The organism is Serratia sp. ID 25-353, assembly GCF_054792795.1.
Genome location: NZ_CM139236.1, coordinates 3524390 through 3548185, shown reverse-complemented (window position 1 = coordinate 3548185; position 23796 = coordinate 3524390). Strand labels below are relative to the sequence as shown.

The window sequence follows — 23796 nt, the reverse complement described above, 5'->3', positions numbered from 1 at the left end:
GAAGGGCGATTACGCCGTGACCGGCGAGGCCGCGACGCGGGCCGGGGCCGGCTCGCCAATCGGCAGCACGGTGCGACCGTATTGCTCGTTGAGCACTTCGGCCATCGCCAGGTAGATGGCGCTGGCGCCGCAGATGATGCCCTCATAACCGGCGAAGGTCAGCAGCGCGTGGTTGCCGGTGATGTTGCCGACGGCCAGCAGGGCGAACAGCAGCGTCAGGCTGGCGAACACAAACTGCAGCACGCGGTTGGCGCCCAGGGTGCCGAAGAACATGAACAGGGTGAAGATGCCCCACAGCGCCAGGTAGATGCCCAGCACGTGCGCCTCGGTGGCTTCAGCCAGGCCCAGACGTGGCAGCAGCAGCAGGCCGACCAGGCTCAGCCAGAAGCTGCCGTAGGCGGTGAACGCGGTCATGCCGAAGGTGTTGCCTTTCTTGTATTCCAGCAGACCGGCCAGGATCTGGGCCAGGCCACCGAAGAAAATCCCCATGCTGATGATGGCGGAGTTCAGTGGGAAAAAGCCCGCGTTGTGCAGGTTCAGCAAGACGGTGGTCATCCCGAAGCCCATCAGGCCGAGAGGGCCGGGATTCGCCAACTTGTTGGTGTGCATAAGTCCTCTGCGATAACAGAAAATTAACGGAAACAGCGAAGTAAAATAATAAATGGTCTGAATGGCCAAAAAATCGAAGTTTTCCACCAGAGCGCGCGCATCATAATGATCCCCGCAGCCGGAAACAATGATCTGAATGACGATAAAAAAAGAAATTTTTTTCGCCTTGCCCCTTGATGCCGGATTGGATGGCCCCATCTTATTTGCAACCGCAGTTGCTAACCGCGGGTCGCACTGAGATATCGGGCAGTTGAAAAGCAAAAAATCGCCCGCATATAGGTTAGCAACCTGACTGATTATGAATTTTTTAGTGGAGACGTTTAGATGGGCAAAATTATTGGTATCGACCTGGGTACGACCAACTCTTGCGTAGCAATTATGGATGGTGCCAAGGCACGCGTGCTGGAAAACGCCGAGGGCGACCGCACCACTCCTTCTATTATCGCATATACCCAGGACGGTGAAACTCTGGTTGGCCAGCCGGCTAAGCGTCAGGCAGTGACCAACCCTGAAAACACCCTGTTCGCCATCAAGCGCCTGATCGGTCGCCGCTTCCAGGATGAAGAAGCGCAGCGCGACAAAGCGATCATGCCGTACAAAATCGTCGAAGCCGACAACGGCGACGCCTGGCTGGAAGTGAAAGGCCAGAAAATGGCTCCGCCGCAGATCTCTGCGGAAGTGCTGAAAAAAATGAAGAAAACGGCGGAAGATTACCTGGGCGAACCGGTAACTGAAGCGGTTATCACCGTACCGGCTTACTTCAACGACGCCCAGCGTCAGGCGACCAAAGACGCCGGCCGCATCGCGGGTCTGGAAGTCAAGCGCATCATCAACGAACCGACCGCTGCAGCCCTGGCCTACGGCCTGGACAAAGAAGTCGGCAACCGCACTATCGCGGTTTATGACCTGGGCGGCGGTACTTTCGATATCTCCATCATCGAAATCGACGACGTTGACGGCGAAAAAACCTTCGAAGTGCTGGCGACCAACGGTGACACCCACCTGGGTGGTGAAGACTTCGACAGCCGTCTGATCAACTACCTGGTGGAAGAGTTCAAGAAAGATCAGGGTATCGATCTGCGCAACGATCCGCTGGCGATGCAGCGTCTGAAAGAAGCCGCTGAGAAAGCGAAGATTGAGCTGTCTTCTGCTCAGCAGACCGACGTTAACCTGCCGTACATCACTGCAGACGCGACCGGTCCAAAACACATGAACATCAAAGTGACTCGCGCCAAACTCGAGTCGCTGGTTGAAGATCTGGTTGCGCGCTCTATCGAGCCGCTGAAAGTGGCGCTGAAAGACGCAGGCCTGTCGGTTTCCGACATTCAGGACGTGATCCTGGTGGGCGGCCAGACCCGTATGCCAATGGTGCAGAAGAAAGTCGCAGACTTCTTCGGCAAAGAACCGCGTAAAGATGTGAACCCGGACGAAGCGGTTGCCGTAGGCGCTGCGGTACAGGGCGGCGTGTTGGCCGGTGATGTGAAGGACGTTCTGCTGCTGGACGTGACCCCGCTGTCGCTGGGTATCGAAACCATGGGCAGCGTGATGACGCCGCTGATCACCAAAAACACCACAATCCCGACCAAGCACAGCCAGGTGTTCTCTACTGCGGAAGACAACCAGTCTGCAGTAACCATCCACGTGCTGCAGGGTGAGCGTAAGCGCGCCAGCGATAACAAATCTCTGGGCCAGTTCAACCTGGACGGCATTCAGGCGGCACCGCGCGGCATGGCGCAGATCGAAGTGACCTTCGATATCGATGCCGACGGCATCCTGCACGTGTCTGCCAAAGACAAGAACACCGGTCGTGAGCAGAAGATCACCATCAAGGCATCTTCTGGCCTGAACGAAGACGAAATCCAGAAAATGGTGCGCGATGCCGAGCTGAACGCTGAAGCTGACCGCAAGTTCGAAGAGCTGGTACAGACGCGTAACCAGGCGGATCACCTGATCCACGGCACTCGCAAGCAGCTGGAAGAAGCGGGCGACAAACTGCCGGCGGAAGATAAAACGGCGATCGAAGCGGCGCTGAAAGATCTGGAAGCAGCGGTGAAAGGCGAAGATAAAGCCGAGATCGAAACGAAGACTCAGGCTCTGGTGCAGGTTTCCGGCAAACTGCTGGAAATGGCTCAGGCGCAGCAGGCTCAGCAGGGTGCTGACGCCGGCGCGGACAACGCGGCGCAGAAAGACGACGACGTGGTTGATGCCGAGTTTGAAGAAGTTAAAGACAAAAAATAATCGCCCTTAAGCGGGCACGGGGCGGCCGAGGTGCCGCTCCCGGAAACCAGCACGGGCGTCGAGGCAACTCTGCGCCCGTGCACGCATGTTAAGGGTAAGCGAAAGAATGGCGAAGAAAGACTATTACGAGATTCTCGGCGTCAGCAAGACGGCGGATGAACGTGAGATCAAAAAGGCGTACAAACGCCTGGCGATGAAATACCATCCTGACCGCAACCAGGAGCAAGACGCCGAAACCAAGTTTAAAGAAGTTAAAGAAGCTTACGAAGTCCTGACCGACGACCAGAAACGCGCAGCCTACGATCAGTACGGGCACGCGGCCTTTGAACAGGGCGGCATGGGCGGCGGCGGCTTTGGCGGCGGCGCCGACTTCAGCGATATCTTTGGCGACGTGTTTGGCGACATCTTCGGCGGAGGCCGCCGTCAGCGTGCCAGCCGCGGTTCCGATCTGCGCTATAACATGGAGCTGACCCTCGAGGAAGCGGTACGTGGCGTCACCAAAGAGATCCGCATCCCGACGCTGGAAGAGTGCGACGTCTGCCACGGCAGCGGCGCCAAGCCGGGCAGCTCGCCGGTCACCTGCCCAACCTGTCACGGCCAGGGACAGGTGCAGATGCGTCAGGGCTTCTTCACCGTGCAGCAGGCGTGTCCGCACTGCCATGGCCGCGGTCAGATCATCAAAGATCCGTGCAACAAGTGCCATGGCCACGGCCGGGTAGAAAAATCCAAAACGCTGTCGGTGAAAATTCCGGCCGGCGTCGATACCGGCGACCGCATCCGCCTGGCGGGTGAAGGCGAAGCCGGCGAGCACGGCGCACCGGCGGGCGATCTGTACGTTCAGGTGCAGGTGAAGGCGCACCCGATCTTCGAGCGCGAAGGCAACAACCTGTACTGTGAAGTGCCGATCAACTTCGCCATGGCGGCGCTGGGCGGCGAGATCGAAGTGCCGACGCTGGACGGCCGGGTAAAACTGAAGGTGCCTTCGGAGACCCAAACCGGCAAGCTGTTCCGCATGCGCGGCAAGGGTGTGAAATCGGTGCGTGGCGGCAGTCAGGGCGACCTGCTGTGCCGCGTAGTGGTGGAAACCCCGGTCAATCTGAACGACAAGCAGAAGCAGCTGCTGCGTGAGTTGGAAGAGAGCTTGGGCGGCCCATCCGGCGACAAGAACAGCCCGCGTTCGAAGAGCTTCTTCGACGGAGTGAAAAAGTTCTTTGATGACCTGACTCGCTAACCTGCTGTTTCTGTTGGTTTATGTTGGAACCCCGGGCGCCTGTCCCGGGGTTTTTATTTACTCGCCACAACGCTAATTCCCTAATAATAATGTGATTTACTCGTGCTTTTGATCGGTTTTTTCGAGTTATTTAGCATTTATAAACTTATTTTTTCGAACTAAAACGCCCTCTATACTCACTTCATGACTGTGGTTCGCAGGGCGCTACGTCCTGCACAGATTTGGAGAGACGTACTGTGACCAACATCATTCGTCAATTTTTACGTCAGGAAGCCGCGGGCGGCATCATTCTGATCGCGGCGGCGATCGTCGCCCTGATCATGGCCAACACCCCGGCGCAGGGGATCTATCAGGCATTCCTTAACCTGCCGGTGATGGTGAAGATTGCTTCGCTGGAGATCGCCAAGCCGCTGCTGCTGTGGATCAACGACGGCCTGATGGCCATCTTCTTCCTGGTGGTGGGGCTCGAGGTCAAGCGCGAGCTGATGCAAGGCTCGCTGTCCGGGCGCGACAAAGCGGTATTTCCGGCGATCGCCGCGCTGGGCGGCATGTTGGCACCGGCGCTGATTTACTTGCTGTTCAACGGCGCGGATGAAGTCACCCGCCAGGGCTGGGCGATCCCGGCCGCGACCGATATCGCCTTCGCGCTGGGCGTAATGGCGCTGCTGGGCAACCGCGTGCCGACCAGCCTGAAAGTGTTCCTGCTGGCGTTGGCGATTATCGATGACCTGGGCGTGATTATCATCATCGCGCTGTTCTACACCCACGAAGTGTCGATGGTGGCGCTGGGCGTAGCGGCGGCGGCGACGGTGCTGCTGGCGGTGATGAACTGGCGTGGCGTGGGTAAAACCTCGCTGTATATGATGGTCGGCCTGGTGTTGTGGGTCGCGATACTCAAGTCCGGGGTGCACGCGACGCTGGCCGGGGTGATCGTCGGCTTTATGATCCCGCTGAACGTCAAGAAGGGGCCGTCGCCATCGGAAACGCTGGAGCATGAACTGCACCCTTGGGTCGCGTTTATGATCCTGCCGCTGTTTGCATTCGCCAACGCCGGGGTTTCTTTGCAGGGCGTATCGCTGGAAGGATTGACGTCGCTGCTGCCGGTAGGGATTGCGGCCGGCTTGTTTATCGGTAAGCCGCTGGGGATTTTCCTCTTCAGCTTGCTGGCGGTGAAAATGGGCATCGCTCGCTTGCCTGAGGGGATCGGTTTCAAACAGGTGTTTGCCGTTTCGGTGCTGTGTGGTATTGGTTTCACCATGTCGATTTTCATCGCCTCGCTGGCGTTCGGCGATGCGGATGCGGCGCTCAGCACCTATTCCCGTTTGGGGATCCTGTTGGGCTCCACCGCGGCGGCGGTGGTAGGGTATGGATTGCTGCGTCTGGCGTTGCCGCGCGTGCGTTAATCCTGAATGTGCCCGGTAAGGGCACATAATAAAATGGCTGGTCGGAGCTGCGCGGTATAAAATATGTGCAGCTTCGGCCGTTCTTCGTTGGGACTAATGGGGCTATACGTTGTCTGAAGCAGGGAAAGGAAGTTTGTCGCTCGTCACGGCACACCGTTTGCCGCTGCGAAACGTTGTTAAGGAGAGCCGCTCGTGAGGATGTCGCATATCAACTTTAATCACCTTTACTATTTCTGGCAGGTCTGCAAGGCCGGTTCCGTGGTCGGTGCCGCCGAAGCGTTGTTTTTGACGCCGCAAACCATCACCGGCCAGATCAAAGCGCTGGAAGAGCGGTTGGACGGCAAGCTGTTCAAACGCCAGGGACGCGGGTTGGTGCCTTCGGAGTTGGGGCAGTTGGTGTTCCGCTATGCCGACAAGATGTTTATGCTCAGCCAGGAAATGCTGGATATCGTCAACTACCGTAAAGAGTCGAACCTGCTGTTCGACGTCGGCGTGGCGGACGCGCTGTCGAAGCGTCTGGTCAGCCAGGTGTTGGAAACGGCGGTGGTGGTGGACAACGAACAGATCCACCTGCGCTGTTTTGAATCGACGCACGAGATGCTGTTGGAGCAGCTCAGCCAGCACAAGCTGGATATGATCCTGTCGGATTGCCCGGTGGACTCCAGCCAGCAGGAAGGGTTGTTCTCGCTGAAGCTGGGCGAGTGCGGCATCAGCTTCTTCTGTCGCCAGCCGGCGCCGGAGCTGCCGTTCCCGGCTTGTCTGGAGCAGCGCAAACTGCTGATCCCCGGCCGCCGCTCGATGCTGGGGCGCAAGCTGCTCAACTGGTTCAATACGCAGGGCATTCAGGTGGAGATTTTGGGCGAGTTCGACGATGCGGCGCTGATGAAGGCCTTCGGCATGTACCACAATGCGATCTTCGTGGCGCCGACGCTGTATGCGCAGGATACCTACAACGATGACAACGTGGTGGAGATTGGGCGCATTGACAGCGTGCAGGAGGAGTATTACATCATCTTTGCCGAGCGCATGATCCAGCATCCGGCGGTGCAGCGCGTATGCAACAAAGACTTCTCGGCGCTGTTTTCCTGCTAGCGGTTCACTGAACGCAGGGCGTAAAAAAACCGGCCTGAGCCGGTTTTTTTATCAAGCAGATAACGAAATGCTTATTGCATTGCGTTGATGCGTGCAGTCAGGTTTGACTTATGACGCGCTGCTTTGTTTTTGTGGATCAGGCCTTTAGCTGCCTGACGGTCCACCAGTGGCTGCATTACCAGGAATGCAGTTTGTGCTGCTTCTTTGTCGCCAGCTGCGATAGCTGCGTCTACCTTCTTGATGAAGGTACGCACCATTGAGCGACGGCTAGCGTTATGCTTGCGGCGTTTCTCAGACTGTACGGCGCGTTTCTTAGCTGATTTGATATTAGCCAAGGTCCAACTCCCAAATATATTCTATTGAGGACAATTCAAAGGCCGAGGAATATGCCCTTTTAGCCTTCGTTTGTCAATGGATTTGTGCAAATAAGCGCCGTTTGTACAGGCGGCACTCGCTACGTTGTGATGGCGCAGGATTTTACCAGCTTCGCTCTTGGGAATACAGTGTTTCGCGAGAAAATTCGCCAATGTTTTGCCGCGGCGGATGCAAGCCGTTGGCCACGGTCGAGAATCGGCCCGGCGGCGCCGGATAAACTGCGGCGAAGCCGTTTCACGCACAGATTATCTCCGGTATGGTATGTCTATTACATAAAGGCACCAATCGCGGGTTAACCTTACCGGCTGTACAAGGTATAATCCGCCGATTTCCACTGTTTTGAGCCAGCTATGGAGCTAATTCGCGGCATTCACAATATCCGGGCGCGCCACCATGGTTGCGTGCTCACCATCGGCAACTTCGACGGCGTGCATCGCGGTCATCAGGCGTTGCTGGAGCAGTTGAAGCAAGAAGGGCAACGCCTCGGGCTGCCGGTGATGGTCATGATCTTTGAGCCGCAGCCGCTGGAGATGTTCGCCGCAGACAAGGCGCCGGCCCGCTTGACGCGCTTGCGCGACAAGGCCAACTACCTGGCGCAGGCGGGCGTCGATTACCTGCTGTGCGTCAAGTTCGATCCGCGTTTTGCCGCCAACACCGCACAGGCGTTCGTCGCCGAGCTGCTGGTGGAAAAACTGGGCGTCAAATTCCTGATGGTTGGGGATGATTTTCGCTTTGGCGCCGGGCGCCAGGGCGATTTCCCGCTATTGCAGCAGGCCGGAAAAGAGTACGGCTTCGAAGTGGTTAGCACCCCGACCTTCCGCGAAGGCGATCGGCGCATCAGCAGCACCGCGATCCGCACCGCGCTGAGCGAGGACGATCTGCCGTTGGCGGAGACCTTGCTGGGCCACCGGTACAGCATTTCCGGGCGCGTGGTGCACGGCGATGAACTGGGCCGCACCATCGGCTTTCCGACCGCCAACCTGCCGCTCAAGCGCCTGGTGGCGCCGGTGAAAGGGGTGTATGCGGTGGAGGTGTACGGCCTGGGGCCGCAGCCGCTGCCGGGCGTGGCCAATATCGGTACGCGCCCGACCGTCGCCGGCGTGCGCCAGCAGCTGGAAGTGCATCTGCTGGATGTCACAATGGATCTTTATGGGCGCCATATTGAGGTGGTGCTTCGCGCAAAATTGCGCAATGAACAACGGTTTGCTTCGCTCGATGCCCTGAAGCAGCAAATCGCCAATGATGTGGTGACGGCCCGGAAGTTCTTCGGGTTAAAAACACTGGTTTAATCGTTTACCCTAAACAATTCGAGTTGCATCGCGGCGGCAACCGCGCGAACCCCGATGAGCTTGCACTGGCAAGTGATTCGGGTAAGAAAGGGCGGCCGACAAAGATGCAGCTTGAAGTGTGACGGGTAAATAGCCGAAAACGGAAACGAGAATCTCATGAGTGACTACAAGAATACCCTGAACTTGCCGGAAACAGGGTTCCCGATGCGCGGCGATCTCGCCAAGCGCGAGCCTGGCATGCTGCAACGTTGGTATGAACAGGATCTGTACGGGATTATTCGTACTGCCAAAAAGGGCAAAAAAACCTTCATTTTGCATGACGGTCCTCCGTATGCGAACGGCAGCATTCATATTGGTCACTCGGTTAACAAGATTCTCAAAGACATTATCATCAAGTCGAAAGGGATGGCCGGCTTCGACTCGCCTTATGTGCCGGGCTGGGACTGCCACGGCCTGCCGATCGAACTGAAGGTTGAACAGCTGTACGGCAAGCCGGGCGAGAAGCTGACGGCGGCCGAGTTTCGCCAGAAGTGCCGCGAGTACGCGGCCGAGCAGGTTGAAGGCCAGAAGAAGGACTTCATCCGCCTGGGCGTGCTGGGCGACTGGGATCGTCCATACCTGACGATGGACTTCAAAACCGAAGCCAACATCATCCGCGCGCTGGGCAAGATCATCAGCAACGGCCACCTGCTGAAAGGCGCCAAGCCGGTTCACTGGTGCACTGACTGCGGATCGTCGCTGGCGGAAGCGGAAGTGGAGTACTACGACAAGACTTCGCCGTCGATCGACGTGAGCTTCCATGCGGCCGACGCGGCTGCCGTGGCGGCCAAGTTCGGCGTGAGCCACTTCAGCGGCGCCATCTCTCTGGTTATCTGGACCACCACCCCGTGGACCCTGCCGGCCAACCGCGCGATCTCGCTGCACCCCGACTTCACCTATCAACTGGTGCAGGTTGACGGCCAGTGCCTGATCCTGGCGGCCGAGCTGGTGGAAAGCGTGATGAAACGCGCCGGCATCACCGAATGGACGGTGCTGGGCAGCTGCAAAGGCGCCGATCTGGAGCTGCTGCGCTTCAAACACCCGTTCATGGACTTCGACGTGCCGGCGATCCTCGGCGAGCACGTAACGCTGGACGCCGGTACCGGTGCGGTGCACACCGCGCCAGGCCACGGCCCGGACGACTTCGTGATCGGCCAGAAATACGGCCTGGAAGTGGCCAACCCGGTAGGGCCAAACGGCTGCTACCTGACCGGCACCTACCCGCTGCTGGACGGCAAGTTCGTCTTCAAGGCCAACGATCTGATCGTCGACCTGCTGCGTGAGAAAGGCGCGCTGCTGCACGTCGAGAAGTTCCTGCACAGCTATCCGTGCTGCTGGCGCCACAAGACGCCGATCATCTTCCGCGCTACGCCGCAATGGTTCGTCAGCATGGATCAGAAAGGCTTGCGTCAGCAGTCGCTGGAAGAGATCAAAGGCGTGCAGTGGATCCCGGATTGGGGCCAGGCGCGCATCGAAATGATGGTAGCCAATCGTCCGGACTGGTGCATCTCGCGTCAGCGCACTTGGGGCGTGCCGATGTCGCTGTTCGTGCACAAAGAAACCGAGCAGCTGCACCCGCGCACCGTTGAGCTGATGGAAGAAGTGGCCAAGCGCGTCGAGCAAGACGGCATTCAGGCCTGGTGGGATCTGGACGCGGCCGACATCCTCGGCGCGGAAGCCGCCGACTACGTGAAAGTGCCGGATACGCTGGACGTGTGGTTCGATTCCGGTTCCACCCATGCCTCTGTGGTTGACGTGCGTCCTGAGTTCCAGGGCCACAGCGCCGACATGTATCTGGAAGGCTCCGACCAACACCGCGGCTGGTTCATGTCATCGCTGATGATCTCCACCGCGATGAAAGGCAAGGCGCCTTATAAAGAAGTGCTGACTCACGGCTTCACCGTCGATGGCCAGGGCCGCAAGATGTCCAAGTCGATCGGCAACACCGTCAGCCCGCAGGACGTGATGAACAAGCTGGGCGGCGACATCCTGCGTCTGTGGGTGGCATCGACCGATTACACCGGCGAGATCGCGGTCTCCGACGAGATCCTCAAGCGTTCCGCCGACTCCTATCGCCGCATCCGCAACACCGCGCGCTTCCTGCTGGCCAACCTGAACGGGTTCGAGCCGAGCACCGATTGCGTGGCGCCGGAAGACATGGTGGTGTTGGATCGCTGGGCGGTCGGCCGTGCGCTGGCTGCGCAGCAGGATATCGAACAGGCTTACGCCAACTACGATTTCCACGAAGTGGTGCAGCGTCTGATGCAGTTCTGCTCGGTCGAGATGGGCTCCTTCTACCTGGATATCATCAAGGATCGTCAGTACACCGCGAAGAGCGACAGCGTCGCTCGTCGCAGCTGCCAGACCGCGCTGTATCACATCGTGGAAGCGTTGGTGCGCTGGATGGCGCCGATCATGTCGTTCACTGCGGACGAGATCTGGGGCTTCATGCCGGGCAAACGCGCGCAGTACGTGTTCACCGAAGAGTGGTACGACGGCCTGTTCGGGCTGGCGGAAGGCGAGCCGATGAACGACGCTTTCTGGGCCGAGCTGCTGAAAGTGCGCGGTGAAGTGAACAAGGTGCTGGAGCAGGCGCGTGCCGACAAACGCCTCGGCGGTTCGCTGGAAGCGGCGGTGACGCTGTATGCCGACAGCGAGCTGGCGGCACGCCTGAACAGCCTGCAGGATGAGCTGCGCTTTGTGCTGCTGACCTCTGCGGCAAGCGTTGCGCCATTGGCGGATGCGCCGGCCGACGCGCAGGCTTCTGAGCTGCTGAAAGGGCTGAAGATCGCCTTCAGCACGGCGCCGGGTGAGAAGTGCCCGCGCTGCTGGCATTACACCACCGATATCGGCCTGGTGGCGGAGCACGCAGATATCTGCGGCCGCTGTGTGAGCAACGTCGCCGGTGACGGCGAGAAGCGTAACTTTGCCTGAGAATTCGCGCCTGATGAGTAAATCAATTTGTTCGACCGGCCTGCGTTGGCTGTGGGTTGTGGTGGCGGTGCTGGCGCTGGATTTCGGCAGCAAGCAGTGGATCCTCGCTAACTTTACGCTGGGCCAGTCCCAGCCGTTGATCCCGTCGTTCAACCTGTTTTACGCGCGCAACTACGGCGCTGCGTTTAGCTTCCTCGCCGACCATGGCGGCTGGCAGCGCTGGTTCTTCGCCGGCATCGCCATCGCCATCGTTGCGGTGCTGCTGGTGATGATGTACCGCAGCGCGGCGCAGCAGAAGCTGAACAACATCGCCTATGCCTTTATTATCGGCGGGGCGCTGGGCAATCTGTTCGATCGCCTGTGGCACGGTTTCGTGGTCGATTTCATCGACTTCTACGTCGGTGACTGGCACTACCCGACCTTCAATCTGGCGGACAGCTTTATCTGCGTGGGCGCGGCGATGATCGTGCTGGAAGGTTTCCTGTCGCCGGCGAACAAAGGCGCAAAGAGTAAAGGTGAGTAATATGACGGCTCAGGTTATCAGTGACAGCGCGGTGCTGGTTCACTTTACGCTGAAACTGGAAGACGGTTCGACCGCCGAATCCACCCGCAACAGCGGCAAGCCGGCGCTGTTCCGCCTGGGTGACGGCAGCCTGTCGGCGCCGCTGGAAGCGCAACTGCTCGGCCTGCGCGCGGGCGACAAGTGCGCCTTTACCCTGCAGCCGGAAGCGGCGTTCGGCGCGGAGAACCCGGATTTGGTCCAGTTCTTCTCGCGCCGCGACTTCGCGGAAACCGGCGTGCCGGACGTGGGCACCATCATGCTGTTTACCGCCATCGACGGCAGTGAAATGCCCGGCGTGGTGCGCGCGGTGGCGGAGGATTCAATCACCGTTGATTTCAACCATCCGCTGGCGGGCCATCCGGTGACCTTCGATATTGAAGTACTGGAGATCGATCCGCAGCAGGAGGAGACGCATGCAAATATTGCTGGCTAACCCGCGCGGCTTCTGCGCCGGGGTTGATCGTGCGATCAGCATCGTGGAACGCGCGCTGGAATTGTATGGCGCGCCGATCTACGTGCGGCATGAAGTGGTGCACAACCGCTACGTGGTCGACAGTCTGCGTGAGCGCGGCGCCGTGTTTATCGAAGAGATCGCCGAGGTGCCGGACGGCTCTATCCTGATCTTCTCGGCGCACGGCGTTTCTCAGGCGGTGCGCGCCGAAGCCAAGGCGCGCGATCTGACCATGCTGTTCGACGCCACTTGCCCGCTGGTGACCAAGGTGCATATGGAAGTAGCGCGCGCCAGCCGCCGCGGTACCGAAGCGATCCTGATCGGCCACGCCGGGCATCCGGAAGTGGAAGGCACCATGGGCCAGTACAGCAACCCGAAGGGCGGCATGTATCTGGTCGAATCGCCGGAAGACGTGTGGAAGCTGCAGGTGAAAGACGAAAACAACCTGTGCTTCATGACGCAGACCACGCTGTCGGTTGATGATACCTCGGACGTGATCGACGCGCTGCGTCAGCGCTTCCCGAGCATTATCGGCCCGCGCAAGGATGATATTTGTTACGCCACCACCAACCGTCAGGAAGCGGTGCGTAACCTGGCCGGCGATGCGGACGTGGTGCTGGTGGTGGGGTCGAAGAACTCCTCCAACTCCAACCGTCTGGCGGAACTGGCGCAGCGCGTCGGCAAACCGGCTTATCTGATCGATTCGGCGGCGGATATTCAGGAAGGCTGGCTGAGCGAAGCGCGCAATATCGGCGTTACCGCCGGCGCCTCAGCGCCGGACGTGCTGGTGCAGGAGGTGATCTCTCGCCTGAAAGCGCTGGGGGGCCTGGACGTGCATGAAATCAGCGGGCGTGAAGAGAACATCGTGTTTGAAGTGCCTAAAGAGCTGCGCGTGGATGTTCGGCAGATAGACTGACATACGCCGGTGGATGACAACGGGGAGCTTAGGCTTCCCGTTTTTTTTGGAAAACGTGCCGCATAAAAAAATAACACTTCATGCATATTCAAATTTTCTGCTAACTAAAGTCAAATTTATTCTGAGTATTTGAAGTAACATCGGTGTGATTAATTATATAGGCTGGCGAAAAGTCATTAATAAGAATATCATTAGGCTGCAATCTAAATAGGGCCCGGTGTTGGCAAGGTGATTACAATAATTACAATAATAGATGTTGCAGATGTTTCTTATTTTATTCCTGCCGAATATGTTCTACGGCGGTTAATCCCTTCTCCTGCAAATAGAGTTTCATATGTTCCAGCAACCGTCTGACTTTTAATGGCTGGATCTCCCTGCGCGGCATAATGGCATAGCAATTAATTTCCGGTAACCGCCAATCGGGTAATATTTCAATCAATTCACCGCTGCGCAATTCACGTTCAACGTTGGCGAAGAAATTGCGAATGATACCCTTGCCGGTCAGCGCCAACTCCTTCATCGCCATACCGCTGTTGGTGAACAAACGCCCGGTCATGCGCATGCGGTGTTCACCGCCGTTGCGATGGATAAGACGGACAAACTGCGGGTTGCCGAGCGGCGTAAAGGTCACCCAGTGGTGATGGCTCAGCGCCTGCGGCGAATCCGGCACGCCGTGGTGTGCCAGGTAGGCCGGCGAGGCGCACAACACTTCGCGGCAGCGCGCCAGCCGCGTGGAAACGTAGCTGGAGTCGGCCAGCACGCCGCCGCGTATCGCCAGATCGATGCGTTGCGCGATCAGGTCTATCTTCTCATCGTGGATCTCCAGCCGCAGCGTGAGCCGAGGATGCTCGTCGAGAAAGCTTTGCAGCGCCGGCACCAGATAGTGAGTGGCGAATTCGGTGGAGGTGGCGACGCGCAGTTCGCCGACCAGCTCGCCGCGCAATGCGGCGATCCGTTGTTGGCCACGTTCGGCGGCGTGGATCATCAGCAGGCAATCCTCATAAAAACACAATCCTGCTTCGGTCAGACTCAATGAACGCGTCGATCGCAGCAGTAATTGAATGCCCAGATGCTCCTCCAGCTGACGAATATGTTGGCTGACGGCGGAGGTCGTCATGCCCAATTCTTTTGCCGCCATGCTGAATGCGCCGCAATCGACCACTTTTGAGAAAATGGCCATGCGTTTTAAAATATTGCTCATAGTTTGTTAAGCACAACTTAACCAAGATTGTGAATTATACGGGCTAATAATATAGCACCATCTCTTCTATATTGCCTGAAGCATATAAACGCCGGGCTGATTATTATTTTGCAGGGATTTTTTCTCTTTTTGATAAATCTTATTGCGCTTATCAATAATACACCCGCGCCACATCGCAACAGGAGCTCATTGTGGACAGCGCTCAGAAAGAAGAAATATCGTTAAAGATCCTACGTGAATTATTGCAATACCGCCGCCGTTTCCCCGGCGACGACACCTCGATCGCCGAAGAAGAGCGGCGGGTCACTCAGGTGCAATTGCCGCGCATTCGGGCATTCATCGAAAACGAGCAACGTATCGAATTCGTGCTGCCGGCCTTTCCCACCAAGTCGCCCAACACCAACAAGGTGATCGGTGCGGTGCCGGACATGGCGGAGCGGCTGTCGCTGATCTTCCTCAACTCGCTGTGCCAGCGCATTCAGCTCTATTACCCGCCGGGGGCGCATATCGTTATCTGCTCCGATGGCCACGTGTTCGGCGATCTGATCCGCGTCAGCGACGACGCGATCAACCACTATCAGCGTGAGATTGAAAGCCTGCTGCATGAAGTGGGCGCGACGCACCTGAGCGTGTTTAACCTCGGCGACGTCAAAGGCCTGGCGGAGCATACCGATGATTACGATCTGCTGCGCCGGCTGTTGGTGGAGGGCTACGCCGAATCGGAAGAGGCGATCAAGCAACAGCTGATGCAGGACGAACAGGGCCTCTTGCTGTACCGCGCCATCACGCGTTTCCTGTATGAAGACAGCCAACTGCCGGGCTACAGCGGTTCCAACGCCGCGCTGCAGAAAGACGCCAAGCAGCGCGCCTGCGGGGTGATCCAACGCAGCTGGGCCTGGGGCAACCTGCTGGCGCAGCATTTTCCGGCGGCGATCCGCCTGTCGATTCACCCGCAGCCGGTCGACAGCCTGAAAATGGGCATCCACATGATGCCGACCAAAGACGACTGGCTGACGCCGTGGCACGGTGTGGCGGCCAACGTGAACGGCCAGTTCGTGTTGATGAAGCGTAAAGACGCGCAGAGCCTGGACGGCGAACTGGTGGAAATCCGCGGCACGCCGAGCCATTACCTGATCGAACAACCGCAGGTGGCCTGAGGCCGCTGCGGGCTTTTGCCCCCGATATCCTGCGGGGGCTTTTTTGACGGCACGTTGCCGTGTGAGCAGCACATTCGATGCAAGGAGAATCACCGATGAACAACCAACCGCTTAATTGCCATATTCAACCGAATACCCCGTTTGGCGCGATCCTGACGCCGCAGCATCCGGGGCAAAAGATCGGCGAACTGCCGGTGGCGGCGCTGCGGGCGCTGGCGCAGGAACATCACTTGCTGGTGCTGCGTGGATTCGACTCCGGTTTCAGCGAGGCGGAAGTCCTGACTCGCTACGCCGAGCAGTGGGGCGAGATCATGATGTGGCCGTTCGGTGCGGTGCTGGACGTGAAGGAGCATCCGGACGCCAAAGATCATATTTTCGACAGCAGCTACGTCCCGCTGCATTGGGATGGCATGTATAAGCCGACCATCCCCGAGTTCCAGCTGTTCCACTGCGTGGCGGCGCCGTCGCAGGACGAAGGCGGGTGCACTACCTTCGTCGATACCACGCGGCTGTTGGCCAATGCGGACGAAGTGCTGCTGGATCAGTGGCTGTCGGTGTCGATCACCTACCGCATCAAGCAGGTGGTGCATTACGGCGGCGAAGTCTGTTCGCCACTGGTGGTGCAGCACCCGAACGGCAGGGGGTTGATCATGCGCTACAATGAACCGCCGACGGAGGGGAAAAAATTCCTCAATCAGCATGCGCTGGAATACCACGGCGTGCCGGAACAACAGCAGGAACAGTTCCATCACACTCTGCAGCAGCACCTGTACGATCCGCGTCACTATTATGCCCATCAGTGGCAGCAGGGCGACGTGGTGGTGGCGGACAACTTCTCGCTGCTGCACGGCCGTGAGGGTTTTACCGCCCGTTCCGCGCGTCATTTGCAGCGCGTGCATATTCAGAGCAACCCGGTGTGCGCCAATCTGGCGCTGAAGCCGGCCAACGCAGAAGCGTAAAGGAGCATTATGGCAAGGATACTGATGGCGGCGGTCGCCACTCCGGGGCACGTCTACCCGATGTTGGCTATCGCTCGCCACCTGATTACCCAAGGGCATCAGGTGCGAGTGATGACCGGCGCGCTGTTTCGCGAACGCGCTGAGGCGGCTGGGGCAAACTTCGTGCCATTCGACGCGCAGGTGGATTTCGATTATCGCCACCTGGAAGAGCACTTTCCGGCGCGCGCCGCGCTGCCGCCGGGCAATGCGCAGATGGCGCTGGCGCTGAAGGATTTCTTCGCCGCACCGATCCCGTTGCTGGATCGGCAACTGCGTGCGGCCATCGCTGCCGAAAAGACCGATCTGCTGATGGTGGAGAACTGCTTCTACGGCGTGCTGCCGCTGCTGCAGTCCGCCGAGCGGCCGCCGGTCTTCGGTATCGGCGTCACGCCGCTGTCGTATTCTTCGCGCGATGCTATTTTTTATGGCCCGCGTATCCCGCCGGCGCTGCTGCCGCAGGCGTTGACCCGTGAGCAGCTGGTGGATGAAGAAACGCGCGTGCTGCTCGATGAAGTACAGCAGAGCTTCGATGCGGCGCTGGTGCAGGCGGGCGGGCGGGCGCTGGATCGCCCGTTCACCGACGCGCTGATCGGCGACTGCGAGCGTTTCCTGCAGCTGGCTACCACGGCGCTGGAATATGAGCGTGACGATCTGCCGAGCGGCGTGCGCTTCGTCGGTCCGCTGCGCAGAGGCGGCCAGCCGGCGGCGGAAGAGACGCTGTGGGAGGCGGACGATCGTCGGCCGCTGGTGATCGTGTCTCAGGGCACGCTGGCCAATGTCGATCTGCATCAGCTGATCGTGCCGACGCTGCAAGCGCTGGCGCATCTGCCGGTGCGGGTGCTGGCCACCACCGGCGGGCGGGCGACGGAAGGGCTGATGGACGCGCTGCCGGGCAATGCCAGAGTGCGGGAATTTATCTCCTTCGAACGCTGGCTGCCGGAGGCGGCGCTGCTGATCACCAACGGCGGTTACGGCTCGATCAACGCTGCGCTGGACAGCGGCGTGCCGCTGATCGTCGCCGGTACCGGTGAGGACAAGCTTGAGGCGGCCGCGCGCGTGGTGGCCGCCGGCTGCGGCATCAGTCTGCATACCAGCACACCGACCGCCGAACAGATCCTGGCGGCGGCGATGCGCATTCTGCAACAGCCGATCTATCGCCAACGCGCGGCGCTGGTGCGTGAGGATTATGCCCGCCACGACGCGCTGACGGCGATCGCCAACGAAGTGGCGGCCATTACCGCCTGACCTCGCCGTTCTCCCTTCCTAAGGCGCCGTTTTCGGCGCCTTTTTTATGCATTTTTTTGCCATGGAAACTGCATGATTATGTACAATCGTCGCAGGCCGCCAAATCGGTTGAATGTTAATCTCACGACAGCGCCGCTGATGAGAACGGGGGAATATCATAATTTTCTAATTATGAAATGAATCCTCTGGCGACGCTGAAGCGGGGCGGTTACCCTGAATCGATAGCCTAATGGGATAGGCGTCAAATCAAGAAGAGAGCAAGCATGAGTGATTCACAAATCCGCATTGCGATTGCGGGCGCCGGCGGCCGGATGGGCCGTCAGTTGATCCAGGCGGTGCAGCAGGCGGAAGGCGTGTTATTGGGGGCGGCGCTGTCGCGTCCTGGCTCCAGCCTGGTCGGCGTCGACGCCGGCGAACTGGCGGGCATTGGCGCGCTGGGTATCAAAGTGAGCGACAGTCTGGAGAAGGTGGCGAGCGAGTTCGATGTTTTGATCGACTTTACCCGCCCGGAGAGCACCCGGGGCTACCTGGATTTTTGCGTGGCGCACCACAAGGCGATGGTGATTGGCACAACCGGCTTCGATGACGCCGGCAAACAGGCGATCCGCGATGCGGCGCAGCATATCGGCATCGTGTTCGCCGCCAACTTCAGCGTCGGCGTCAACCTGGTGCTGAAATTGCTGGAGAAGGCCGCGCAGGTAATGGGCGACTATAGCGATATCGAAATCGTCGAGGCGCACCACCGGCACAAAGTGGATGCGCCGTCGGGCACGGCGCTGGCCATGGGCGAAGCGATCGCCGGCGCGTTGGGGCGCGACCTGAAAAACTGCGCGGTCTATGCGCGCGAAGGCCATACCGGCGAACGCGATCCGAAAAGCATCGGCTTTGCCACCATTCGCGCCGGCGACATCGTCGGCGAACACACCGCGATGTTCGCCGACATCGGTGAACGGGTGGAAATCACCCATAAGGCCTCCAGCCGGATGACTTTTGCCAGCGGCGCGGTGCGCGCGGCTAGCTGGTTGCATAACCGGGATAAAGGTCTGTTTGATATGCGAGATGTGTTGAATCTTGACCAATTATAATTGATTTGCATACCATCGTGATGTGGTTGTATTGATCATAATTCTATGATAATCGGACAATAATTTTATTGTCCTTTTTTTTAACATGAAAAATGAGGCTTTGGTAAGACTTTGTTGTTTTGATTGTTATTTGTTGGTGTTTATCTTGCTGATCGTCCCGTTTTTATCCGCTGAGTCTCATTTTAGCGTCTTTTTGAGCCCATTCTGGCACCGTTTCCCGTCATTCTTTCCCGCAACCGTTTTCCAGCCCCGGTTTTCTGTGTTTTTATCGCCGCTCAAGCCGCATGAGCGCCGAGAACTGCAAAAATAAAACAAAAAACGGCAGTTTGGGTAGACAAGCCGAGCACTCATCATTAAAATGCGCCCAATTTGCCAAAAATTGGCCTCGCGGACGGTTTTTGCATTGATTTAGATCGCGATATCTGAATTAATATGCAAATATTGTGATTGATTATTCCTCGGAGGATGTTTTGATAAAGTCAGCGCTATTGGTTCTGGAAGACGGAACCCAATTCCACGGTCGGGCCATCGGGGCAGAGGGAACGGCAGTGGGGGAAGTGGTCTTCAATACGTCGATGACCGGTTATCAAGAAATCCTCACTGATCCTTCCTATTCCCGCCAGATCGTTACTCTTACTTATCCTCATATCGGCAATGTCGGCACCAATGCTTCCGACGAAGAATCCTCCGCAGTACACGCCCAAGGCCTCGTCATTCGTGACCTCCCGCTGATCGCCAGCAACTACCGCAACGAAGAAAGCCTGTCCGACTACCTCAAGCGTCACAACATCGTGGCAATCGCCGATATCGATACCCGTAAATTAACCCGCCTGCTGCGCGAGAAGGGCGCCCAGAACGGCTGCATCATCGCCGCCGACTCGCCGGACGCCGCGCTGGCCCTGGCCAAGGCGCAAGGTTTCCCGGGGTTGAAGGGTATGGATCTGGCGAAAGAGGTCACCACCCAAGAGGCCTACAGCTGGCAGCAAGGCAGCTGGACGCTTGAAGGTGACCTGCCTGAAGCCAAAACCGCCGCGGAACTGCCGTTCCACGTGGTGGCTTACGACTACGGCGCCAAGCGCAACATCCTGCGCATGCTGGTGGATCGCGGCTGCCGCCTGACCGTGGTGCCGGCGCAGACCCCGGCCGACGAGGTGCTGAAAATGAATCCGGACGGCATCTTCCTGTCCAACGGCCCGGGCGACCCGGAGCCGTGCGACTACGCCATCGCCGCCATCAAACAGTTCCTGGAAACCGACATTCCGGTGTTCGGCATCTGCCTGGGCCACCAGCTGCTGGCGCTGGCCAGCGGGGCGAAAACCATGAAGATGAAACTCGGCCACCACGGCGGCAACCACCCGGTGAAGGATCTGGACAACAACACCGTGATGATCACCGCGCAGAACCACGGCTTCGCCGTCGATGAAAACAACCTGCCGGCGAACCTGCGCGTCACGCACAAATCGCTGTTCGACCACACGGTGCAGGGCATTCACCGCACCGACAAAGCAGCGTTCAGCTTCCAGGGTCACCCGGAAGCCAGCCCAGGCCCGCACGATGCCGCGCCGCTGTTCGATCACTTCATCGAACTGATTGAGACTTACCGTTCTAACGCCAAATAATCAGGAGCAGTAAAAAATGCCAAAACGTACAGACATAAAAAGCATCCTGATCCTCGGCGCTGGCCCGATCGTTATCGGCCAGGCGTGTGAGTTCGACTACTCGGGTGCCCAGGCGTGTAAAGCGCTGCGCGAAGAGGGTTACCGCGTCATTCTGGTCAACTCCAACCCGGCGACCATCATGACCGACCCGGAAATGGCTGATGCGACCTATATCGAGCCGATCCACTGGGAAGTGGTGCGCAAGATCATCGAAAAAGAGCGCCCGGATGCGGTGCTGCCGACCATGGGCGGCCAGACGGCGCTGAACTGCGCGCTGGAGCTGGAACGTCAGGGCGTACTGGCCGAGTTCGGCGTTACCATGATCGGCGCGACCGCCGATGCGATCGACAAGGCCGAAGACCGTCGCCGTTTCGACGTGGCGATGAAGAAAATCGGTCTGGACACCGCGCGTTCCGGCATCGCGCATACCATGGAAGAAGCGCTGGCGGTAGCCGCTGACGTCGGCTTCCCGTGCATCATCCGCCCTTCCTTTACCATGGGCGGCACCGGCGGCGGCATCGCCTACAACCGCGAAGAGTTCGAAGAGATCTGCGAACGTGGCCTCGACCTGTCACCGACCAAAGAACTGCTGATCGACGAATCGCTGATCGGTTGGAAAGAGTACGAGATGGAGGTAGTGCGCGATAAGAACGACAACTGCATCATCGTCTGCTCCATCGAAAACTTCGACGCCATGGGCATCCACACCGGCGACTCGATCACCGTCGCACCGGCCCAGACCCTGACCGACAAGGAATACCAAATCATGCGCAACGCCTCGATGGCGGTGCTGCGTGAGATCGGCGTCGAAACCGGCGGCTCCAACGTGCAGTTCTCGGTCAACCCGAAAACCGGCCGCCTGATCGTTATCGAAATGAACCCGCGCGTGTCGCGCTCTTCGGCGCTGGCGTCGAAAGCCACCGGCTTCCCTATCGCCAAGATCGCCGCCAAGCTGGCGGTGGGCTACACCCTCGATGAGCTGATGAACGACATCACCGGCGGCCGCACCCCGGCATCGTTCGAACCGTCCATCGACTACGTCGTGACCAAGATCCCGCGCTTCAACTTCGAGAAGTTCGCCGGCGCCAACGACCGCCTGACCACCCAGATGAAGTCGGTCGGCGAAGTGATGGCCATCGGCCGCACCCAGCAGGAGTCGCTGCAAAAAGCGCTGCGCGGTCTGGAAGTGGGCGCCACCGGCTTCGATCCGAAAGTGAGCCTGGACGATCCGGAAGCGCTGACCAAGATCCGCCGCGAGCTGAAAGACGCCGGCTCTGACCGCATCTGGTATATCGCCGACGCCTTCCGTGCCGGGCTGTCGGTTGACGGCGTCTTTAACCTGACCAACGTCGACCGCTGGTTCCTGGTGCAGATTGAAGAACTGGTGCGCCTGGAAGAGCAGGTGGCCGAAGCGGGCATCAACGGCCTGAACAAAGCGTTCCTGCGCACCCTGAAGCGCAAGGGCTTCGCCGATGCGCGTCTGGCCAAGCTGGCCGGCGTCGCCGAGAGCGAAATTCGCAAGCTGCGCCACAGCCACGGCCTGCATCCGGTGTACAAGCGCGTGGATACCTGCGCGGCGGAATTCGCCACCGACACCGCCTACATGTACTCCACCTATGAAGAAGAGTGCGAGTCCAACCCGACCAACGACCGGCCGAAAGTGATGGTGTTGGGCGGCGGGCCGAACCGTATCGGCCAGGGCATCGAGTTCGACTACTGCTGCGTGCACGCCTCGCTGGCGCTGCGCGAAGACGGCTACGAGACCATCATGGTCAACTGCAACCCGGAAACCGTCTCCACCGACTACGACACCTCCGACCGCCTGTACTTCGAGCCGGTAACGCTGGAAGACGTGCTGGAAATCGTGCGCATCGAGAAGCCGAAGGGTGTGATCGTGCAGTACGGCGGCCAGACCCCGCTGAAGCTGGCGCGCGAGCTGGAAGCCGCGGGCGTGCCGATCATCGGCACCAGCCCGGACGCCATCGACCGCGCCGAAGACCGCGAGCGCTTCCAGCAGGCGGTTAACCGTCTGGGCCTGAAGCAGCCGGCCAACGCCACCGTCACCGCCATCGAGCAGGCAGTGGAGAAGGCGGCGGGCATCGGCTATCCGCTGGTGGTGCGCCCTTCCTACGTGCTGGGCGGCCGGGCGATGGAAATCGTGTATGACGAAATCGATCTGCGCCGCTACTTCCAGACTGCGGTCAGCGTGTCCAACGATGCGCCGGTATTGCTGGACCGCTTCCTGGACGACGCGGTGGAAGTGGACGTCGACGCCATCTGCGACGGCGAGCGCGTGCTGATTGGCGGCATCATGGAGCACATCGAGCAGGCGGGCGTGCACTCCGGCGACTCCGCGTGTTCGCTGCCGGCATACACCCTGAGCCAGGAAATTCAGGACGTGATGCGTCGCCAGGTGGAAAAACTGGCGTTCGAGCTGCAGGTGCGCGGCCTGATGAACGTGCAGTTCGCGGTAAAAGACAACGAAGTCTACCTGATTGAAGTGAACCCGCGCGCCGCGCGTACCGTGCCGTTCGTGTCCAAAGCGACCGGCGTGCCGCTGGCTAAAGTGGCCGCGCGCGTGATGGCGGGCAAAACGCTGGTCGAGCAGGGTGTGACCGAAGAAATTATCCCGCCGTACTACTCGGTGAAAGAAGTGGTACTGCCGTTCAACAAATTCCCGGGCGTCGACCCGATTCTGGGGCCGGAAATGCGCTCTACCGGGGAAGTGATGGGCGTGGGCCGCACCTTCGCGGAGGCCTTCTCCAAAGCGATGCTGGGCAGCAACTCAGGCATGAAGAAACAGGGCCGCGCGCTGCTGTCGGTGCGTGAAGGCGACAAGGCTCGCGTGGTCGATTTGGCCGCCAGCCTGCTGAAGCAGGGCTTCGAGCTGGACGCCACCCACGGCACCGCGGTGGTGCTGGGCGAAGCGGGCATCAACCCGCGCCTGGTCAACAAGGTGCACGAAGGGCGTCCGCACATCCAGGACCGTATCAAGAACGGTGAGTACACCTACATCGTCAACACCACGGCTGGTCGTCAGGCGATTGAGGACTCCAAGCTGATTCGCCGCAGCGCCCTGCAGTACAAGGTGCACTACGACACCACGCTGAACGGCGGCTTCGCCACCGCGATGGCGCTGAAAGCGGATCCGACCGAGCAGGTCACGTCGGTGCAGGAAATGCACGCGCGCATCGGCAAGTAACCGTGCGATAACGCTAGGCCAGGGGCGCTGCAGATGCAGCGCCCTTTTTTATTCAGCGAATTTGTCGGCAGGCGTTAAAAATTTCCGCTATCAATCAGTGGGCAAACTGTC

General features: G+C 59.2%; 18 protein-coding genes. 15 read left to right on the top strand and 3 right to left on the bottom strand.

Going from position 1 to position 23796, the window contains the following annotated elements:
* Nucleotides 1-9: 9 nt before the first annotated feature.
* Nucleotides 10-609, bottom strand: coding sequence for an acetate uptake transporter (satP, locus tag ACYF6X_RS17135; protein WP_149558902.1), 600 nt, complete (start codon nucleotides 607-609; stop codon nucleotides 10-12).
* A 324-nt stretch (nucleotides 610-933) separates the two neighbouring features.
* Here satP and dnaK point away from each other — a divergent pair, with 324 nt between their 5' ends.
* The 4 genes from dnaK (at nucleotide 934) to nhaR (ending at nucleotide 6573) form a co-directional block, all read left to right on the top strand.
* Nucleotides 934-2847, top strand: a complete 1914-nt coding sequence (gene dnaK, locus ACYF6X_RS17130; protein ID WP_130017875.1) for a molecular chaperone DnaK — start codon at nucleotides 934-936, stop codon at nucleotides 2845-2847.
* Nucleotides 2848-2953: 106 nt separating this feature from the next.
* Nucleotides 2954-4078, top strand: a complete 1125-nt coding sequence (dnaJ, locus tag ACYF6X_RS17125; RefSeq protein WP_004932969.1) for a molecular chaperone DnaJ — start codon at nucleotides 2954-2956, stop codon at nucleotides 4076-4078.
* A 236-nt stretch (nucleotides 4079-4314) separates the two neighbouring features.
* The gene (gene nhaA / locus ACYF6X_RS17120) at nucleotides 4315-5481 is read left to right on the top strand and encodes a Na+/H+ antiporter NhaA (RefSeq protein ID WP_033649145.1); all 1167 of its coding nucleotides are present in this window, start codon (nucleotides 4315-4317) and stop codon (nucleotides 5479-5481) included.
* Nucleotides 5482-5673: 192 nt separating this feature from the next.
* A complete protein-coding gene (gene nhaR, locus ACYF6X_RS17115) occupies nucleotides 5674-6573 on the top strand; it encodes a transcriptional activator NhaR (protein WP_004932962.1) in 900 nt (299 codons plus the stop codon).
* A gap of 71 nt (nucleotides 6574-6644) precedes the next feature.
* Here nhaR and rpsT read toward each other — a convergent pair whose 3' ends face one another.
* Nucleotides 6645-6908, bottom strand: a complete 264-nt coding sequence (rpsT, locus tag ACYF6X_RS17110) for a 30S ribosomal protein S20 (RefSeq protein ID WP_033637053.1) — start codon at nucleotides 6906-6908, stop codon at nucleotides 6645-6647.
* A 390-nt stretch (nucleotides 6909-7298) separates the two neighbouring features.
* On the opposite strand from rpsT, the gene ribF reads away from it, so the two are divergent.
* The 5 genes from ribF (at nucleotide 7299) to ispH (ending at nucleotide 13139) form a co-directional block, all read left to right on the top strand.
* Complete coding sequence (gene ribF, locus ACYF6X_RS17105; RefSeq protein ID WP_063991443.1) at nucleotides 7299-8237, top strand: bifunctional riboflavin kinase/FAD synthetase; 939 nt, start codon at nucleotides 7299-7301, stop codon at nucleotides 8235-8237.
* 156 nt (nucleotides 8238-8393) lie between these two features.
* Entirely contained in the window at nucleotides 8394-11210 is a 2817-nt protein-coding gene (gene ileS / locus ACYF6X_RS17100) for an isoleucine--tRNA ligase (protein ID WP_063991442.1), read from the top strand.
* Between the two features lie 13 nt (nucleotides 11211-11223).
* The gene (gene lspA, locus ACYF6X_RS17095) at nucleotides 11224-11733 is read left to right on the top strand and encodes a signal peptidase II (RefSeq protein ID WP_063991441.1); all 510 of its coding nucleotides are present in this window, start codon (nucleotides 11224-11226) and stop codon (nucleotides 11731-11733) included.
* A gap of 1 nt (nucleotide 11734) precedes the next feature.
* Complete coding sequence (fkpB, locus tag ACYF6X_RS17090) at nucleotides 11735-12205, top strand: FKBP-type peptidyl-prolyl cis-trans isomerase (RefSeq protein WP_063991440.1); 471 nt, start codon at nucleotides 11735-11737, stop codon at nucleotides 12203-12205.
* Nucleotides 12186-13139: a 4-hydroxy-3-methylbut-2-enyl diphosphate reductase gene (gene ispH, locus ACYF6X_RS17085; RefSeq protein ID WP_107226742.1), complete on the top strand. Its 954-nt coding sequence runs from the start codon at nucleotides 12186-12188 to the stop codon at nucleotides 13137-13139. The genes fkpB and ispH overlap by 20 nt, the downstream gene beginning before the upstream one ends.
* A gap of 274 nt (nucleotides 13140-13413) precedes the next feature.
* On the opposite strand, the gene ACYF6X_RS17080 is transcribed toward ispH, so the two are convergent.
* The gene (locus ACYF6X_RS17080) at nucleotides 13414-14340 is read right to left on the bottom strand and encodes a LysR family transcriptional regulator (protein ID WP_063991438.1); all 927 of its coding nucleotides are present in this window, start codon (nucleotides 14338-14340) and stop codon (nucleotides 13414-13416) included.
* Between the two features lie 191 nt (nucleotides 14341-14531).
* Here ACYF6X_RS17080 and pvcA point away from each other — a divergent pair, with 191 nt between their 5' ends.
* The 6 genes from pvcA to carB all read left to right on the top strand — a co-directional run bounded on the left by pvcA (nucleotide 14532) and on the right by carB (nucleotide 23685).
* Entirely contained in the window at nucleotides 14532-15497 is a 966-nt protein-coding gene (pvcA, locus tag ACYF6X_RS17075) for an L-tyrosine isonitrile synthase (RefSeq protein ID WP_063991437.1), read from the top strand.
* A 95-nt stretch (nucleotides 15498-15592) separates the two neighbouring features.
* A complete protein-coding gene (locus ACYF6X_RS17070) occupies nucleotides 15593-16456 on the top strand; it encodes a TauD/TfdA dioxygenase family protein (RefSeq protein WP_107226743.1) in 864 nt (287 codons plus the stop codon).
* Nucleotides 16457-16480: 24 nt separating this feature from the next.
* Nucleotides 16481-17740: a glycosyltransferase gene (locus tag ACYF6X_RS17065; protein ID WP_130017899.1), complete on the top strand. Its 1260-nt coding sequence runs from the start codon at nucleotides 16481-16483 to the stop codon at nucleotides 17738-17740.
* A 263-nt stretch (nucleotides 17741-18003) separates the two neighbouring features.
* Complete coding sequence (gene dapB, locus ACYF6X_RS17060; protein WP_130017876.1) at nucleotides 18004-18825, top strand: 4-hydroxy-tetrahydrodipicolinate reductase; 822 nt, start codon at nucleotides 18004-18006, stop codon at nucleotides 18823-18825.
* A 470-nt stretch (nucleotides 18826-19295) separates the two neighbouring features.
* Entirely contained in the window at nucleotides 19296-20444 is a 1149-nt protein-coding gene (carA, locus tag ACYF6X_RS17055) for a glutamine-hydrolyzing carbamoyl-phosphate synthase small subunit (protein WP_048232622.1), read from the top strand.
* 16 nt (nucleotides 20445-20460) lie between these two features.
* Nucleotides 20461-23685, top strand: a complete 3225-nt coding sequence (gene carB / locus ACYF6X_RS17050; protein WP_130017877.1) for a carbamoyl-phosphate synthase large subunit — start codon at nucleotides 20461-20463, stop codon at nucleotides 23683-23685.
* Nucleotides 23686-23796: the final 111 nt, after the last annotated feature.

Excerpts from the sequence above, each read along its gene's own strand:
- dnaJ (WP_004932969.1), top strand. The coding sequence starts at position 2,954 with ATGGCGAAGAAAGACTATTACGAGATTCTCGGCGTCAGCAAGACGGCG.
- satP (WP_149558902.1), bottom strand. The coding sequence starts at position 609 with ATGCACACCAACAAGTTGGCGAATCCCGGCCCTCTCGGCCTGATGGGC.
- ispH (WP_107226742.1), top strand. The coding sequence starts at position 12,186 with ATGCAAATATTGCTGGCTAACCCGCGCGGCTTCTGCGCCGGGGTTGAT.
- fkpB (WP_063991440.1), top strand. The coding sequence starts at position 11,735 with ATGACGGCTCAGGTTATCAGTGACAGCGCGGTGCTGGTTCACTTTACG.
- ileS (WP_063991442.1), top strand. The coding sequence starts at position 8,394 with ATGAGTGACTACAAGAATACCCTGAACTTGCCGGAAACAGGGTTCCCG.
- ACYF6X_RS17070 (WP_107226743.1), top strand. The coding sequence starts at position 15,593 with ATGAACAACCAACCGCTTAATTGCCATATTCAACCGAATACCCCGTTT.
- carB (WP_130017877.1), top strand. The coding sequence starts at position 20,461 with ATGCCAAAACGTACAGACATAAAAAGCATCCTGATCCTCGGCGCTGGC.
- dnaK (WP_130017875.1), top strand. The coding sequence starts at position 934 with ATGGGCAAAATTATTGGTATCGACCTGGGTACGACCAACTCTTGCGTA.
- ribF (WP_063991443.1), top strand. The coding sequence starts at position 7,299 with ATGGAGCTAATTCGCGGCATTCACAATATCCGGGCGCGCCACCATGGT.
- dapB (WP_130017876.1), top strand. The coding sequence starts at position 18,004 with ATGAGTGATTCACAAATCCGCATTGCGATTGCGGGCGCCGGCGGCCGG.
- lspA (WP_063991441.1), top strand. The coding sequence starts at position 11,224 with ATGAGTAAATCAATTTGTTCGACCGGCCTGCGTTGGCTGTGGGTTGTG.
- ACYF6X_RS17080 (WP_063991438.1), bottom strand. The coding sequence starts at position 14,340 with ATGAGCAATATTTTAAAACGCATGGCCATTTTCTCAAAAGTGGTCGAT.
- ACYF6X_RS17065 (WP_130017899.1), top strand. The coding sequence starts at position 16,481 with ATGGCGGCGGTCGCCACTCCGGGGCACGTCTACCCGATGTTGGCTATC.